Annotated in this window: 14 protein-coding genes; 9 read left to right on the top strand and 5 right to left on the bottom strand. The window is 60.1% G+C overall.

Annotation, left to right across the window (positions count from 1 at the left end; genetic code table 11):
* Positions 1–128: 128 nt before the first annotated feature.
* The gene (locus tag BMS17_RS14470) at positions 129–647 is read right to left on the bottom strand and encodes a glycine cleavage system protein R (RefSeq protein WP_046029919.1); all 519 of its coding nucleotides are present in this window, start codon (positions 645–647) and stop codon (positions 129–131) included.
* Positions 648–1,205: 558 nt separating this feature from the next.
* Here BMS17_RS14470 and BMS17_RS14465 point away from each other — a divergent pair.
* Positions 1,206–3,383, top strand: a complete 2,178-nt coding sequence (locus BMS17_RS14465; RefSeq protein ID WP_077431155.1) for a malate synthase G — start codon at positions 1,206–1,208, stop codon at positions 3,381–3,383.
* Between the two features lie 67 nt (positions 3,384–3,450).
* On the opposite strand, the gene BMS17_RS14460 is transcribed toward BMS17_RS14465, so the two are convergent.
* The gene (locus tag BMS17_RS14460) at positions 3,451–3,897 is read right to left on the bottom strand and encodes a response regulator (RefSeq protein WP_046029917.1); all 447 of its coding nucleotides are present in this window, start codon (positions 3,895–3,897) and stop codon (positions 3,451–3,453) included.
* A 253-nt stretch (positions 3,898–4,150) separates the two neighbouring features.
* Here BMS17_RS14460 and BMS17_RS14455 point away from each other — a divergent pair, with 253 nt between their 5' ends.
* The 8 genes from BMS17_RS14455 (at position 4,151) to BMS17_RS14420 (ending at position 13,296) form a co-directional block, all read left to right on the top strand.
* Positions 4,151–6,091 carry a putative nucleotidyltransferase substrate binding domain-containing protein gene (locus BMS17_RS14455; RefSeq protein ID WP_046029916.1) on the top strand — a complete coding sequence of 647 codons (1,941 nt, stop codon included), beginning with the start codon at positions 4,151–4,153 and terminating at the stop codon, positions 6,089–6,091.
* On the top strand, positions 6,088–6,795 hold the full coding sequence (locus tag BMS17_RS14450) for a PolC-type DNA polymerase III (RefSeq protein ID WP_046029915.1): 708 nt from the start codon (positions 6,088–6,090) through the stop codon (positions 6,793–6,795). The genes BMS17_RS14455 and BMS17_RS14450 overlap by 4 nt, the downstream gene beginning before the upstream one ends.
* 271 nt (positions 6,796–7,066) lie before the next feature.
* Positions 7,067–7,585, top strand: coding sequence for an RNA polymerase sigma factor (locus tag BMS17_RS14445; RefSeq protein WP_046029913.1), 519 nt, complete (start codon positions 7,067–7,069; stop codon positions 7,583–7,585).
* Positions 7,582–8,553: a FecR domain-containing protein gene (locus BMS17_RS14440; protein WP_077431154.1), complete on the top strand. Its 972-nt coding sequence runs from the start codon at positions 7,582–7,584 to the stop codon at positions 8,551–8,553. Before BMS17_RS14445 ends, BMS17_RS14440 begins: the two co-directional genes overlap by 4 nt.
* 218 nt (positions 8,554–8,771) lie before the next feature.
* Positions 8,772–11,198, top strand: a complete 2,427-nt coding sequence (locus BMS17_RS14435; RefSeq protein ID WP_046029909.1) for a TonB-dependent siderophore receptor — start codon at positions 8,772–8,774, stop codon at positions 11,196–11,198.
* A gap of 73 nt (positions 11,199–11,271) precedes the next feature.
* A complete protein-coding gene (locus BMS17_RS14430) occupies positions 11,272–12,402 on the top strand; it encodes a PepSY domain-containing protein (RefSeq protein ID WP_046029907.1) in 1,131 nt (376 codons plus the stop codon).
* Positions 12,399–12,578: a hypothetical protein gene (locus tag BMS17_RS14425; RefSeq protein ID WP_046029906.1), complete on the top strand. Its 180-nt coding sequence runs from the start codon at positions 12,399–12,401 to the stop codon at positions 12,576–12,578. Before BMS17_RS14430 ends, BMS17_RS14425 begins: the two co-directional genes overlap by 4 nt.
* An 88-nt stretch (positions 12,579–12,666) precedes the next feature.
* Positions 12,667–13,296: a glutathione S-transferase family protein gene (locus tag BMS17_RS14420; RefSeq protein WP_046030061.1), complete on the top strand. Its 630-nt coding sequence runs from the start codon at positions 12,667–12,669 to the stop codon at positions 13,294–13,296.
* Between the two features lie 222 nt (positions 13,297–13,518).
* On the opposite strand, the gene creD is transcribed toward BMS17_RS14420, so the two are convergent.
* The 3 genes from creD to creB form a co-directional block, all read right to left on the bottom strand.
* Complete coding sequence (creD, locus tag BMS17_RS14415; protein WP_077431153.1) at positions 13,519–14,889, bottom strand: cell envelope integrity protein CreD; 1,371 nt, start codon at positions 14,887–14,889, stop codon at positions 13,519–13,521.
* Positions 14,890–14,982: 93 nt separating this feature from the next.
* Entirely contained in the window at positions 14,983–16,401 is a 1,419-nt protein-coding gene (gene creC / locus BMS17_RS14410) for a two-component system sensor histidine kinase CreC (protein ID WP_077431152.1), read from the bottom strand.
* Positions 16,401–17,081: a two-component system response regulator CreB gene (gene creB, locus BMS17_RS14405; protein WP_046029900.1), complete on the bottom strand. Its 681-nt coding sequence runs from the start codon at positions 17,079–17,081 to the stop codon at positions 16,401–16,403. The genes creC and creB overlap by 1 nt, the downstream gene beginning before the upstream one ends.
* Positions 17,082–17,154 lie beyond the last annotated feature (73 nt).

Here is a 17,154-nt window from a genome sequence, read left to right as displayed (position 1 = left end):
CGTTGAAACTGATGGTTTTTTGATCAGATACTGAAGAAGCCCGGCCGGCGTGGGCTAGCGGGCTGTCTCTACAGGTTATCCACAGGTGGGTGCACGTTTAACTTGGATAACCTTCCCGGATAACCCGCTCAGGGCTCACTGCGCAGCACCAGTTCAACCATCAAATCGTCCGCCAGGGTTTCCAGGCGCGACTGCAACACGTCCAGCGACAATGTCAGCGGCACCGCGAGAATCGCTTCAGCGTGAAACAACGGCTCGCTGCTCATCGGTGCCGGCCTCACTTCGGTCACTAGCCGTTCCAGGTTCACCCCCTGCTCGCTCAACAGACGCGTGATGTCGCGAACGATGCCCGGACGATCATTGCCCACCAATTCCATCGCAATGGGTTTCCAGGTGCAGGACTGCTCGATGCCACTTTCGGCAATCAGTACACGAATGCCTTGGGCAGACAACGCTTGCAAGGCATCCACCAGTTCATCGTAGGCCTCGGCCGGCACGCCCACTCGAAGAATCCCGGCGAACTGTCCTGCCATGCGCGACATGCGGCTTTCCAGCCAGTTGCCCCCGTGTTCGGCAATGCACTGGGCGATGCGCTCGACCTGCCCAGGCTTGTCCGGAGCGAATACTGTGAGTACGAGGTGGTCCATGGCGCAGCCCTCTTGTCATGACTTTTGTTATGGAAAACCAAGTATAGGCAAGGGTTGGCCAGATCCAGAATCAATGGTGTATCGACTGACCTTATCGCGGGCAAGCCCGCTCCCACAGCGTCATGCGCAGTCCCTGTGGGAGCGGGCTTGCCCGCGATTGAAGGCACCGCTGAATGAACTGAAAACCACAAATCGTGTACAACTTTTTATATTTAACTGGAACAATCTTATGGTTTTTTGAGAACATCCAGCACCACACCGTGACTGCAATGCGTCATGGGGTCGCAGAACGACGTAATTAGTCTAATTTTCACAAGCGCAATTCATCATGTAGTATGCCGCAGCGCGCACTACATAACGTTGGATCGATGTCTGCCACAGGCACACTCGCAACCCTGAAAGCCCCGTCAGCAAGGCCTCAAAGCCGTTGATTGGACCGAACCCAGCCGTCCGCAAGGGCATGTACTGGCGCAAGGGTTTGTGGTTTAAATGGCCAGAGGCTTCATTGTTAAATTGAAGAGCTGAAAAGCGAAATAGCTGAGCAGAGTGAGGCAAGCAATGACTGAACACGTTCAAGTCGGTGGCCTGCAGGTCGCCAAAGTCCTGTTCGACTTCGTGAACAACGAAGCCATTCCCGGTACCGGCCTCACCGCCGATAAGTTCTGGGCCGGTGCCGACAAGGTCATTCATGACCTGGCGCCGAAGAACAAAGCCCTACTCGCCAAACGCGATGATTTCCAGGCTCGTATCGATGGCTGGCACCAATCCCGTGCCGGTCAGGCGCACGATGCCGTGGCTTATAAAGCCTTCCTGCAAGACATCGGTTATCTGCTGCCAGAAGCGGCCGATTTCCAGGCAACGACGCAAAACGTCGATGACGAAATCGCCCGCATGGCCGGCCCGCAGCTCGTGGTCCCGGTCATGAATGCCCGTTTCGCGCTCAACGCCTCGAACGCCCGCTGGGGTTCGCTGTACGACGCGCTCTACGGCACCGACGCCATCAGCGAAGCTGACGGCGCGGAAAAAGGCAAAGGCTACAACAAGGTTCGTGGCGACAAGGTCATTGCCTTCGCCCGCGCCTTCCTCGACGACGCCGCGCCATTGGCTGCCGGTTCCCATGTCGATTCCACCGGTTACAAGATCGTTGAGGGCAAACTGTTGATCGCCCTCAAAGGTGGCAGCAACACCGGCCTGCGTAACGATGCCCAGCTGATCGGTTTCCACGGCGATGCTGCCGCGCCCACCGCGATTCTGCTGAAAAACAACGGTCTGCACTTCGAAATCCAGGTCGATGCCAGCACCCCGGTCGGCCAGACCGACGCAGCCGGCGTCAAAGACATCCTGATGGAAGCCGCGCTGACCACGATCATGGACTGCGAAGACTCCGTCGCCGCCGTCGATGCCGATGACAAAGTGGTGATCTACCGCAACTGGCTCGGCCTGATGAAGGGCGACCTGTCGGAAGAAGTCGCCAAGGGCGGTCAGACTTTTAACCGCACCATGAACGCCGACCGCACCTACACCGGTGTCGATGGCAAGGAACTGAGCCTGCACGGTCGTTCGCTGTTGTTCGTGCGTAACGTGGGTCACTTGATGACCATCGACGCCATCGTCGATAAAGACGGCAACGAAGTGCCGGAAGGCATTCTCGACGGTCTGGTGACCAGCCTCGCGGCGATTCACAGCCTCAACGGCAACAGCTCGCGCAAGAACAGCCGGACTGGCTCGGTCTATATCGTGAAGCCAAAAATGCACGGCCCGGAAGAAGCCGCGTTCACCAACGAGCTGTTCGGTCGTATCGAAGAAGTCCTCGGTCTGGCGCGCAACACGTTGAAAGTCGGGATCATGGACGAGGAACGCCGCACCACGGTCAACCTCAAGGCCTGCATCAAGGCGGCGAGCGAGCGTGTAGTGTTCATCAACACCGGTTTCCTCGACCGCACGGGCGATGAAATCCACACCTCCATGGAAGCCGGGCCGATGGTTCGCAAGGCTGACATGAAGGCCGAGAAGTGGATCGGCGCCTACGAAAACTGGAACGTCGATATCGGTTTGAGTACTGGCCTGCAAGGTCGCGCGCAGATCGGCAAAGGCATGTGGGCGATGCCCGACCTGATGGCGGCGATGCTCGAACAGAAAATCGCTCACCCGCTGGCCGGCGCCAACACCGCCTGGGTTCCATCGCCGACCGCTGCGGCACTGCACGCGTTGCACTACCACAAGGTCGACGTGTTCGCCCGTCAGGCTGAACTGGCCAAACGTGCGCGCGCTTCGGTGGACGACATCCTGACCATCCCGCTGGCCGTCAATCCACAGTGGACTGCAGAACAGATCAAGAACGAACTGGACAACAATTCCCAGGGTATTCTCGGTTATGTAGTGCGCTGGATCGACCAGGGTGTCGGTTGCTCGAAAGTGCCGGATATCAACGACGTCGGCCTGATGGAAGACCGTGCGACGCTGCGTATTTCCAGCCAGCACATCGCCAACTGGCTGCGCCACGGTATCGTGACCCAAGAGCAAGTGATGGAAAGCCTCAAGCGCATGGCGCCAGTGGTTGACCGTCAGAACGCCAATGACGCGCTGTACCGTCCACTGGCACCGAACTTCGACAGCAACATCGCCTTCCAGGCGGCGGTCGAACTCGTGGTCGAAGGCACCCAGCAGCCGAACGGCTACACCGAGCCGGTTCTGCACCGTCGGCGTCGCGAGTTCAAGGCAGCCAATGGCCTGTAAGTAAGCGGCACCGGACAAAAAAAGGCCCTGATCGAGAGATCAGGGCCTTTTTGTTTGAGATCGAAGGTTACACATCCATCCCCAACTCATGCTTGACCAACTCCAGCAGCTTGGCGGAGTCAATGGGTTTGAGCAGGAAGTCGACCACGCTCAAATGCATTGCCGCAATGGCATCCTTCACATCGGCATCGCCAGAAACAATGATGAACGGCATCGCCGCCCGTACAGACTCGCGCACCTGGCGAATCAGTTCCAAACCATCAACCTGGCCCATACGCAGGTCAGTAATCACCAGGCCGATCAATGGTTTCTGCTCCAGCATCTTGAGTGCCGTTTCACCACTGGCCGCGGTCAGGCAGCGAATGCCATCCAGCGCCAGAATTTCCGAGAGCAACTCGCGCGCGTCCTTGTCGTCATCGACGATCAGCACCCGCTGCGGCGGCAAATCAGGTTCCAGCATGACGGCACTCAGCGCCTCGCGCTCAGCGTCACTCAAAATATCGTGGTCGGACATGGTTTTCTCTAGATGTTCATTTCAATTCCCTAGCACAGTGGTGAGACATCGCTAAGCAGGCCTTCAATGTGCACTTCGTCGGGTATTTTTCCAATAGGGGAAAGGATAGGTCCTTCCTCGAATTGTGTAGGGGACTTCCGAAAAATCTTCGCCGGCAGGGTTTACCTAGACTTACGTCCAATGGGCACTCTGCGCGCAGGGGCCGACCATGGCAGGGTCATCCGACAACAACAATTCAAAAAAGACTGCGGTAATGGTTATGAGTAAAGCGGACGCCTTCACACAGGCAGGGAAAACCGCGGTGTTGCAGAACATCCAGGGCACGTTGCAATTCCTTCAGCGTTTCCCGCCCTTCAATCAGATGGAACACGCTCACCTGGCGTACCTGGTTGAGCAATGCCAACTGCGCTTTTATGCCCCCGGCGACAGCATCATCAAGCCTGCCGATGGCCCGGTTGAACATTTCTACATCGTCAAACAAGGCCGCGTCGTCGGTGAGCGCCCGCATACCGCCAAGGGTGGCACCGAAACCACCTTCGAAATCACCACCGGCGAGTGCTTTCCCCTCGCCGCGCTGCTGGGTGAGCGTGCGACCCGCACCGAACACCTTGCCGCCGAAGACACCTTCTGCCTGCAGCTGAACAAGCTGGCGTTCATCAAACTGTTCGCGCTTTCCAGCACTTTTCGCGACTTCGCCCTGCGTGGCGTCAGCAGTTTGCTGGATCAGGTCAACCAGCAGGTCCAGCAAAAAGCCGTGGAAACGCTCGGCACTCAGTACTCGCTGAATACGCGCCTGGGCGAATTGGCCATGCGCCACCCGGTGACCTGCGGCCCGGCGACGCCGCTGCGTGAAGCGGTGACGCTGATGCACGAGCAACAAGTCGGCAGCATCGTGGTGGTCGACGAGCATAAAGCCCCCCTGGGGATTTTCACCCTGCGCGACCTGCGCCATGTCGTGGCCCAAGGCACCAACGACTTCAATGAAGCCATCGAGCAGCATATGACCCAGGCGCCGTTTTTCCTGACGCCGGACCACAGCGCTTTCGATGCGGCCATCGCCATGACCGAGCGGCACATTGCCCACGTCTGCCTGGTGAAAGATCATCGCCTGTGCGGCGTGGTTTCGGAACGCGATCTGTTTTCCCTGCAACGGGTGGACCTGGTGCACCTGGCACGGACCATCCGCAGTGCCCAGCGCGTGGAAAACCTGGTGCTGCTGCGCGGTGAGATCGGTCAATTGGTCGAACGCATGCTGGCTCATGGCGCCTCTTCGACGCAAATCACCCACATCATCACGTTGCTCAACGATCACACCGTGTGCCGGGTGATCGAACTGACCCTGGCCGAAAAAGGCGACCCCGGTGTGCCGTTCAGCTGGTTGTGCTTCGGCAGCGAAGGCCGTCGCGAGCAGACACTGCACACCGATCAGGACAACGGCATTTTATTCGAGGCTCGGGACGCTGCGCACGCGGCAGAGATTCGCGGCAAGCTGTTGCCCATTGCCCATCAGATCAACCAGAGCCTGGCGCTCTGCGGTTTCACGCTGTGCAAGGGCAACATCATGGCGGGCAACCCGGAGCTGTGTTTGTCGCGAGCCGAATGGGCGCGGCGCTTTGCAGCTTTTATTCGCGAGGCGACGCCGGAAAACCTGCTGGGTTCGAGCATCTATTTCGACTTGCGCGTGGTCTGGGGCGACGAGCAAGGGTGCGAGCAATTACGCCGCGCAATTCTCGATCAAGTCGGCGATAACCGACTGTTTCAGAGGATGATGGCCGAGAATGCCTTGCGCAATCGTCCGCCGGTGGGGCGTTTCCGTGAGTTCGTCCTGGCGCGCAAGAACGGTGAAAAAGCCACGCTGGACCTGAAGGTGCAGGGCCTGACGCCTTTCGTCGACGGCGCACGGTTGTTGGCATTGGCTCACGGGATCGAGACCAACAATACCCTGGAGCGCTTTCGCCAGCTGGTGGCCAAAGAAGTCATCCAGCCACTGGACGGTGCGGCCTATGAAGAGGCGTATCACTTCATTCAGCAAACCCGCATGCAGCAACATCAGCTGCAAACGCGGGAGAACTTGCCCTACTCCAACCGGGTTGACCCGGACAGCCTCAATCATCTGGACCGCCGAATCCTGCGTGAGTCCCTGCGCCAGGCGCAACGCCTGCAAAGCAGCCTGATCCTGCGGTATCAGCTATGAGCCTGTTTTCATGGTTGCGCCCGGCCACTCCGCTCCTGACGGGCGAATGGCAACAACGTCTCAAACAGTTGCCGGCAGCGCCCGAGTTGGGCGAATGCAGCTTGCGCGAGCAACGCTGGGTGGTCCTCGACCTGGAAACCACCGGGCTGAACCTGAACAAGGACCGGGTGTTGTCCATCGGTGCCGTGGTGATCGAGGACGGCGCCATCGACTTCAGCCAGCAATTCGAACGCACGCTGCAATGCGCCAACCTGAAGCTTGCGCCCAGCGTGCTGATTCATGGGCTGGGGCCTAGCGCCATTGCCGCCGGCAGTGACCCGGCGCAGGCCTTGCTCGAATTCATGGAGTTCGTCGGTGACAGCCCGGTGCTGGCGTTTCATGCGCCCTTCGATCAGCACATGCTAGGCCGCGCGCTCAAAGACCACTTGGGCTACAAGCTGACCCATCCGTTTCTGGATGTGGCCGACATCGCCCCGCTGCTTTGCCCCCAAGCTCACATTCGAGACGCCGGGCTGGATGAGTGGATCGACTGGTTCAAGCTGGAGGTCTTCGAGCGGCATAACGCCAGTGCCGATGCGCTGGCTACCGCTGAGTTGGCGCTGATCCTGTTCAGTCGGGCACGGCAGCAGCAAATCCATAGCCCGTTGAACCTGCAACAGCGGTTGAGTCAGTGGAAACGGCGGCAGCAGGCGCCTTCCTTCTAACGGCCATCACACGCCTCTGTAGCAGCTGCCGAAGGCTGCGTCCGACTGCGCAGCGGTCGTCACATCAATGCCCAGTACATCCGATCAAGCTTGCCGGCAGAATGGCGGCGGCTGCGCAACCGGACGCAGCCTTCGGCAGCTGCTACAGAAGGCTGTGCCGAATAGATACGGTCATCACCCACCCGACCAGCGCCAATTGCTTACCTTCCCCGCCTCTGCCACAATCGCGAACTATTCTCGTTAGTTAACACTTCCCAATCGGTGATGCTGCGTGTCTTCAATTCAAAGCCCCCAAAGTGAGCTCGTTGGTGCGTTGTATCGCGACCATCGCGGTTGGCTATTGGCGTGGCTGCGACGCAACGTGGCGTGCCCGCAACGTGCCGAAGACCTGAGCCAGGACACCTTTGTGCGGTTGCTGGGCCGCGATGAGCTCAAAGAGCCCCGCGAGCCGCGGGCGTTTCTGGTAGCGATTGCCAAAGGCCTGTTGTTCGACTATTTCCGCCGCGCTGCCCTGGAGCAGGCCTACCTGGCCGAACTGATGCTGATCCCCGAAGGCGAACAACCGTCGGTCGAAGAGCAGCAGATGATTCTCGAAGACCTTAAAGCCATCGACCGCCTGTTGGGTCAGCTGTCGAGCAAGGCCCGGGCAGCGTTTCTCTATAACCGCCTCGACGGCCTCGGTCATGCCGAAATCGCCGAGCGATTGGGCGTCTCGGTGCCGCGTGTCCGGCAATACCTGGCCCAGGGGATTCGTCAGTGCTACATCGCGTTGTACGGTGAGCCAGTATGAGCCTGGTCAGTTCCAAACCCGTTTCGGCCCAGGTGCTGGATGCAGCGATTGCCTGGCAATTATCGCTGGACTCCGGTAACCCGGTGGAGCGCGAAGCGTTCAGCCAGTGGCACGCCGCCCACGAAGAACATGCCCGCGCCTGGCGCCAACTGGGCATGCTCGACCAGCGCTTCAGCGTCGCCAACGGCCCGGCCCGCGCGGCGTTGCTGCAATCGCGTGAAAGCATTCGTCGTCGCGTTCGAAAACTGGGTAGCGGCTTGGCCAGCGTTGTCGCAGTGATCGGGTTGGCGCTGTTTGCCGGTGATCGCTATCTGCCCCTCGACTACTGGCTGGCCGACCAGCGCACCGCCACCGGCGAGCAACGCACCCTGCGCCTGGCCGACGGCACACTGATCAACCTCAACACCCACAGCGCCGTGGACATCCGTTTCGATGAAAAGCAGCGGCGGATCATCCTTCAGGAAGGCGAAATCCTCGTCGAGACCGGTCATGGCGATGCCCGGCCGTTTATCGTCGAAACCCGCGAAGGCAGCATGCGGGCACTCGGGACGCTGTTCCTGGTCAAGCGCGAGGAACAAGGCACGCGTCTGAGCGTGTTGAAGTCCGCGGTGGCGGCGCATCCGCAATCGAATCCCGAGGAACAGATTCTGCGCGAAGGTCAGCAAGTGCTGATGCGCAGCGATGGCCTGGGGCCAATTGTCGCCGTCAACCCCGGCGCCGATGCCTGGACTCGCGGCATGCTGGTGGTCGACAACGCCCGCCTGGAAGATCTGGTGCGCGAACTCGGTCGTTATCGACGCGGGCATTTAGGCGTTGCACCCGAAATTGCCGACCTGCGGATCACCGGCAGCTTCCCGCTGCACGATACCGACAAAGCCCTGAGCGCCCTGCTCCCGACCTTGCCGGTGCAAATCGAACAGCACACGTCCTGGTGGGTGACGGTGGCGAAGGTTGACGCCAAACCCTGACGCCCAGGTCCCCCTGCGTGATCGTTCCCACGCTCCCGCGTGGGAACGCAGCCCGTGATGCTCTGCGTCACATCCGGAGCGTCCATTGAGGCATTCCCACGCAGAGCATGGGAACGATCAATTGCTGAATCAAAATTATTTTCATCCAGCCCTATCACTTTTCGATTCTCGTGCGGCACCTAAGCAATTGAGAAATATTTCCATTCAGGAGCCGCTGTATGTCCCGTTTGCTAGACACCCTGTTGCGCCCCAGCTTGCTGGCCGTCGCCATAGCCCTTTGCAGCCCTTTGGCCAGCTCCCAGCTGATCGCTGCTGAACAGGCCTCCAGCGTTCGCGCCTACAACCTGCCGGCCGCGCCATTGGCCAGCACCCTGAATCAGATCGCCAGTCAGGCCGGTCTGGCGCTGTCGTTGAACCCATCGCTGGCGGCAGGCAAGACCTCGGCACCGGTGAAGGGCCAGTTCGACGCTCCCGCTGCCTTGCGTGAAGCCTTGCGCGGCACCGGCCTGCAACTGGAACAAAGCAGCGCCGGCACCTACAGCCTGGTCGCCACGCCCGAGGGCACATTGGCTTTGCCGGAAACTGCCGTCATCGGCACGCAAAACACCGAAAGCGCCTGGGGCCCGGTAGACGGCTACCTGGCGACTCGCACCGCCGCCGGCACCAAAACCGACACCTCGCTGCTCGAAGCACCGCGCTCGATTTCGGTCGTCACCCGCGAGCAGATGGACGATCGCAATGTGCAGAATCTCGATGACGCCGTGCGCTACCTGCCCGGCATCACCGCCAGCAGCTACGGCAGCGACACCCGTGCCGACTGGCTGCGCGTTCGTGGTTTTGAACCGACCCAGTTCCTCGATGGCCTGCCACTGCCTAAAGGCACGTACGCCACCCCGAAACAGGAAACCTGGAACCTCGATCGCCTGGCCCTGCTGCGCGGCCCGGCGTCCTCGGTTTACGGCCAGACCCCTCCGGGTGGCCTGCTGGACATGGTCAGCCGCCGTCCAACCGCTGAAGACAGCCACGAAATCCAGTTGCAATACGGCAACTACAACCAGCGCCAGATCAACTTTGCCAGCACCGGCAAGATCGATGACGAAGGCGAGTTTCTCTACAGCCTCAGTGGTGTGGTGCGCGACAGCGATACGCAGATCGACGACGTCGAGAACAAGCGCTACAACATTGCGCCGAGCCTGACCTGGAACATCAACGACGACACCCGGTTCACCTTGCTGACCCAGTTCACCCGCGACGATACCGGCATCACCAGCCAGTTCCTGCCGGTGCAAGGCACTAAAATCGACATGCCGTTCGGCGACATTTCCCATCACAAGAACCTGGGCGATCCGGATTGGGAATATTACGACCGCACCTACTACGCGCTGGGTTATGCGTTCGAGCATCGCTTGAACGACGTCTGGCAATTCAGGCAGAACCTGCGTTACACCAAGACGGATCTGTCGTTCCAGGCCGTCACCGTTGGCTCGTATCCGTTCACCCAGGTTGATGACGCTGGCAATGTGGGTCGCACCACCACCAGTGTCGACGAAGACATCAGCCAGTTCGCCGTGGATAACAACTTCCAGGCCGACTTCGCCACCGGCGACGTGCGTCACACCGTACTGCTGGGCCTCGATCACCAGCGCAGCAACACCAACTACCTCTCGATCTTCGGCAGCGCGCCGCCGATCAACGTCAACAACCCGATCCATGGCCTGCCGATCCAGCGTCCGGACCGCTCCACCGCGTTCTACGATTACGATCAGAAGACCTACCAGACCGGCGCCTACGTGCAGGATCAAATGGCCCTCGACCAATGGCGCCTGACCCTCGGCGGACGTGAGGACTGGGTCCACACCGGCACCAAGTTCTTCAACAAGGGCGACGCCACCAACACCGAGCGCGACAAGAACTTCAGCGGCAACGCAGCGATCAGCTATGTGTTCGACTCGGGCTTCGTGCCCTACCTGTCGTACGCCGAATCCTTCCAGCCAACGACTGGTGCTGCGGCCTCGTCCACCGAATCGTTCAAACCCACCGAAGGCAAACAGTGGGAACTGGGCATCAAGTACCAACCACCGGGCAGCAACACCTTGTTGACCGCTGCGATCTACGACCTGACCCAGAAAAACGTCTCGGTCACCACCACGGTTGCCGGTACGCCGATCACCAGCCAGACCGGTGAAGTCAAAGTCAAAGGCCTGGAGCTGGAAGCGGTTTCCGACGTGACCGAAAACCTCAAGTTGATTGCCGCGTACACCCTGGCCAAATCTGAAGTTCAAGATGGCGACTTCAAGGGCAATCGCCTGCAACTGATGCCTAACCAACAGGCGTCGCTGTGGACTGATTACACCTGGCACAACGGCGTGCTGGACGGTTTCGGCGTGGGTGGCGGTGTTCGCTACACCGGCAACACCTACGGCGACCAGGCCAACACCGAACTGGGCAAGGCTGACGCCTACACCGTGTTCGATGCCGCGGTTCATTACGACCTCGGCCGCCTGGACAACACCCTCAAAGGCGCGTCCCTGCAACTGAACGCCACCAACCTGTTCAACAAGGACTACATCTCCACGTGCGACAGTTTCTACTGCTACTACGGCGACCAGCGCAGCGTCGTCGCCAGTGCAACTTACAAGTGGTAATCGTCTGACCTGACATGCCCCACGGCCAGGCCGTCCTCTTCAGGACGGCTTTGGTATTTCTGGAGGTCTGGAAATGAAAAGTAAAACAATTCGTCGCTGGTCGGCTGTCCACACCTGGACCAGCCTGATCTGCACAGTCTTCCTGCTGATGCTCGCGCTGACCGGCTTGCCGTTGATCTTCCACCACGAGATCGACCACTTGCTGGGCGATGCCCCTGAGCTGAAAGAAATGCCGGCGGACACCCCGCACCTGAATCTGCAGCAGTTGGTTCATGCCGCCGAAAAACATCGCCCCGGCGAGGTGTTGCAGTATTTCGGTTTCGAGGACGATGAACCCAACGCCGTGCTGACCATCATGGCAGCCACCGCGGGCACCGAGCCGAACTCGTCGCACACCTTCATGCTCGACGCACGCACGGGTGAAGCCCTGGAGACGCCATCGGCCAACGGCGGCTTCATGATGGTGATGCTGCGCCTGCACGTGGACATGTTTGCCGGCCTGCCGGGCAAGTTGCTGCTGGCGTTCATGGGCCTGATGTTTGTGGTCGCCATCATCTCCGGAACGGTGCTCTATTTGCCGTTCATGCGTCGCTTGACGTTCGCCACCGTGCGCCAGGACAAATCCACTCGTCTGCGCTGGCTTGATCTGCACAATTTGATCGGTGTGGTCACGCTGACCTGGGCGTTGGTCGTCGGTGTGACGGGCGTTATCAGCGCCTGTGCCGACCTGCTGATTGCCGCCTGGCGCAACGACAGCCTCAACGCGATGGTCGCCCCGTACCGCGACGCTCCACCGCTGACGCACCTCGCGCCGGCGACTCGCCTGCTCGACATTGCCGAGGAAGTTGCACCGGGCATGGCGCCAGACTTCATCGCCTTCCCCGGCACGCGGTTTTCCAGCGAACACCATTACGCGGTGTTCATGAAAGGCAGCACGCACCTGACGTCGCACCTGCTGACACCGGTGCTGATCGACGCGACCACCCTGCAAGTCACCGCCGTGGCGGAACGGCCGTGGTACATGGACGCCATGGGCATGTCACAACCCCTGCATTTCGGCGATTACGGCGGCATGCCGATGAAGATCCTCTGGGCGACCCTCGATGTGCTGACCATCATCGTGCTCGGCAGCGGGGTTTACCTGTGGGTGGTGCGGCGCAAAGCGGTAAAACCCGCTCTCGAACGCGAGCAGGTGAACGCATGAAGCCCAGGCAATCAAACTTCTGGAAAGTCTTCGGCACGCCGACGGTCATCGCCCTGCTCAGCGCGGCCGGGCTGTTCGCCGCGTTGCTGGGCGATGGCGTGTGGGACGCCTTGAGCTGGCTCGGCCTGGGCGTTCCCGCTTTTCTCGCGCTGCGTGGCCTGTTGCAACGCCGCTGAGCTTTTATGGGAGCGAATCCGCTCCCATCTTGAGCTCACGCAACAACGCGCTATGCTGGCCGACACTGACCCAGACCGAGACGTTGCCATGTCCGCCCCCAGCATGACCCTGTACCACAACGCTTTATCGCCCTTCGTTCGTAAAGTCATGGTGCTGCTGCACGAAACCGGTCAGACCGGTCGCGTGGCACTGCAAGATTGCGTGCTCACGCCCGTCAACCCGGACCTGACGCTCAACGAAGACAACCCGCTGGGCAAAATCCCGGCCCTGCGCCTGGCCGACGGCAACATCATCCATGACAGCCGGGTGATCCTCGATTACCTCGATCACCAACACGTCGGCAACCCGCTGATCCCGCGCGAAGGTTCGGCCCGCTGGCGGCGCCTGACCCTGGCCTCCCTGGCCGACGGGATCATGGACGCCTCGGTGATGGTGCGTTATGAACTGGTCCTGCGCGCCCCGGAGAAACACTGGGACGAGTGGCTGGATGCCCAGCGCGACAAGATTCGTCGCGCATTGGCGCTGCTGGAAAAAGACGCGATTGCCGAGCTGACCTGCCATTTCGACGTCGCGGCGATCAGCGTTGCCTGTGCGCTGGGCTACATCGACTTGCGCCATCCGGACCTGGAATGGCGCGAGGCGAACCCGCAATTGGCGGCGTGGTATTTCGAAGTGAGCCAGCGGCCTTCGATGATCGCGACGATGCCCAAGGTTTAGATCTTCGCTGACTGGTCCGGCCTCATCGCGAGCAGGTCGAATCGTCGCACCGTCGCTCCTACAGTTTGATCTTTGCTCCCTGAAGATCCCTTGTAGGAGTGAGCCGGCTCCGGGCGGCGTTCCGACGATGGCACCACACCTGATCTAATGGAAACAGCTCAAAAATCAGCGTCGCCAACACCGCCCCTTCCCGCTGATCCTCCCGTAACCCGATCGACCGGCTCATTGCACCGCCCCCAAGTCAAACTCCAGTGGCTTGGCCGTCTTCTGACCGATCCCGTACCAGTCCAGCTTGCGGGTCAGCACCATGAACACGCCCAGCAACCCGAACAGCAACAACGAGCCCATCAGCAGCGCATAGTCCTCGGCACTCAACAATACATAGAGCACGCCGTACAACGCCGCCAACCCCGCCGAAAAACTCAAGCCATGGCGCACGCTGCGCAGCACATGGCAAACATAGAACCCGATCAACAACACACAACAGGCGGACGACAACAGATACGCCAGCGCAAAACCGATGTGCTCGGACAGCGACAGCAGCAACAGGTAGAAGAAGGCCAATGCCACGCCGACCAATGCATATTGCACCGGGTGCACCGCCAGGCTTTTCAACACTTCGAACAGGAAGAAACCGGCGAACGTCAGCACGATGAACAGCAAGGCATATTTGATCGCACGATCACTCTTGAGGTACTGATCCACCGGGTCGATGAAACTCACGCCGAAGCTGCGCCCGTTGTACGCCTCGCAACCACCGCCCGACACGCAACTGTTCAGCGCTTCCTGCAAGTTGGTGGAGAAGAACGAGGTCTGCCAGTTGGCGGTGAAACCTTGATCGTTCACCTCACGCTGGGCCGGCAGAAAATTGCCGATAAAACTTGGATGGGGCCAGTTGGCAGTCAAAGACACCTGGCTGGTTTTCCCGACCGGAAGGACCTGTAACTGGCCGGTGCCCTGCAAACGCAGGTCGAATCCGAAGGCCAGTTCAGAGGCTTGTTTTGTGTCCAGCGCCGGCAGCGTCACGTGCACACCTTCCCCCAGCCAGCCCACCTGGCTGCCCGGTACGAAGTCCAGAGGCTGGCCGTTCAGGTCCAGTTTCAAGGCGTTTTCGATGCCGCGAATGTCGCTGATGCCCACCGCCAAAAACGGCTGGTCGAACTGATAATCAGCAAAGTCTTCCTTGATGCCCAATTGCGCCGGAATCGAAAAATGCCCGCTGATGTGGTTGTCCGCATGGAACAGGCGCGCCTCGTAAATACCCCGCAAGCGCAATTCAGTCTGAATCTGGCCATCAAGCTCGAAACGCTCCGGGAGGAAATACAGGCGGCCGCGCTCCAGGCCGACCTCCTGATAACGTTGGTTGGTTTTCTGGTTGAGCTTCCAGGTGCGCACCACTTTGCGATAGGGCACCACCATCAACGGCCCGCTCAGTTGTTGGCTGGTGCTGGAACTGCGGGCGATGTCTTCGAGCACACCGTCGCGCAGTTGCTGGCGGTCCTGAATCACGCCGTTGATCATCAAGAGCGGGATCAGTAACAACAGAATCAGAAGGGCAATCGCCCCCAGTTTTAGGGTCAGGCTTCGGTTCATGGGACTCTCCCTGTTTGGATGGGGAGAGTCTGGGATGGCTGTGTGGGGGATTTATGAGGGGAATGTGGAGATTATGTGGAGACTGGGTCGGCCCTAAGCCATGCGCAACGTCACTTCAACCCCACCGTCGACATTGCCGATGCTCAACGACCCGCCATGCAACTTGACCACTTCTTCGACAAAATTGAGACCGAGCCCGGTGCTCTTGCGCCCGCTGTCCGGGCGCGGCAATGAGTAGAACCGCTCACTCAACCTCGGCAACGCATAGTCGGGAATCGCCTCGGCCTGGTTGAACAGTTTGAACTCGATCTGCTCTCCAACCGGCTCGGCACTGAATCGCAGCAGCCCCTTGGCCGGGGTGAAATCCAGTGCGTTCTCCAGCAAATTGGCCAATGCCTGGCGCAACAAAAACGGCTCGCCAGTCAAAGCAAGACCAGCCGGAATCCGTTGCTCCACCCGCAACTGCTTGCCTTCGATCCGCGCCGCCTGGGCCTTCAACAATTCATCCACCAACCCGGCCAGCGACACCTCTACACGCTCTTCCAGCCCCTGACGCTGCTCGACCTGAGCCAGGTTCAACAGCCGTTCAATCAACTGCTGCATCCGCACACTTTCACTGTCGATATTGCTGACGAACCGCTGCTGCTGGGCCAATGGCATTTCACCTTGCAGCAATTCCGCCGCACCGCGAATCGCCGCCAACGGGCTCTTCAACTCATGAGTCAGGGTGTGCACATAACGCTCGACATAGGCTTTGCCTTCGAGCTGCGTGCGCATCTGTTCCACCGCTGTCGCCAGTTGCTCCAGTTCACCGCCGCGATAGTGTGGAACCTCGACCCGTCGGCCTTCACTCACCGCTTGTGCATAAGCCGTCAACCGTCGCAACGCTGCGCTCAACCACCACGACAACAACGCACCAAACACCAGGCCGAGACCGATCAGCCCGGCGCCATAGGCCAGCAATCGTCGCTCGGTACGATCGACATAAGGCTGCAACGAACTGTTGGGCTTGGCCACGGTGACTACGCCGATGATCTGGCCGTTGTCGCGGATCGGCGCGCCGACGTGCATCACCGAGGAGGTTGCATCGTTCGGATCACTGCGCGTGGAGCGTGCGCCGTACTCGCCGCGCAGGGTCAGGTAGACATCGTTCCAGCGTGAGTAATCCTGCCCCACCGCCATGCCGCTGGAGTCCAGCACCACAATGCCCTTGGCATCGGTGACGTAGATGCGATGGTTGACCTGAGTTTTCGGCAAGCCCCAGATGCTCGCCTTCGGCTGCCGCTCGCCGTACGCCTTGAGCAGCTGCGGCCAGCGATTCTGGTTGAGGGTGCCGGCCTTGAAGTCATCGCGCAGGATTTCGGCCATCAGGTTGGCGGTGTCGACCAGGGTTTCTTCGGTGGACTGGCGCACACCGGGGCGGATTTCCTCCATCACGGTGTTGAGCACGAAATAACCGGTCAGGCCGATGAACAGCACGTAGACCAGGAAAATCCGGATTCCCAGCGGCATCAGCTGTGCCCCGGGCTGTAGCTGTAGCCGAGGCCGCGATGGGTCTGGATCGGCTCGGCGTCCGCCCGCACCAGACGCAATTTGGCGCGCACGCTCTTGATGTGGCTGTCGATACTGCGCTCGTAACCGGCATCGGCGGCGATGCCCAGTGCATCCAGCAATTGCTCGCGGCTGAACACCCGCTCGGGTTGTTCCAGCAGGCATTGCAGCAAGCGGAATTCGTGGCGGGTCAGGCTCAGCGCTTGGCCACGGTAATTGATTTGCACCCGTTCGCTGTCGATGCGGAACAGCGCCGATGGGACCTCGGCCACCGCTCTTGGGGCCATGCGTTTTAGAATCGCCCGGACCCGAGCGGCCACTTCCCGTGGGCTGAACGGTTTAACCACGTAATCGTCGGCACCGATTTCCAGACCTACCACACGATCGATTTCGGCATCGCGGGCACTGAGAAAAATCACCGGCACATCGCTGAAACGGCGCAATTGCTTGCAGGTCTCAAAGCCGCTGATGTCCGGCAAACCGATGTCGAGAATGATCAAATCGGCCGGCGTGGCGCGCTGATGGTCCAGCGCTGCCGCGCCAAGGCTCAGCCAGGTCGTGGTGAAGCCCTCACCCTGCAACGCGAAAATCAGGGTGTCGGCAATCGCCGCTTCGTCTTCGACAATCAAGATATGAGGCATGGCGTCCTGGCCCGGCAAAGAAGTGGGCGAACGGTGCCCCAAGGCTCACGACACGTCAATCGGACCAACTGAA

Source organism: Pseudomonas sp. C9 (assembly GCF_002000165.1).
Taxonomy (GTDB): Bacteria; Pseudomonadota; Gammaproteobacteria; order Pseudomonadales; family Pseudomonadaceae; genus Aquipseudomonas.
Note: the sequence above shows the minus strand (reverse complement) of the source record. Positions and strands in the feature narration are given on the sequence as shown.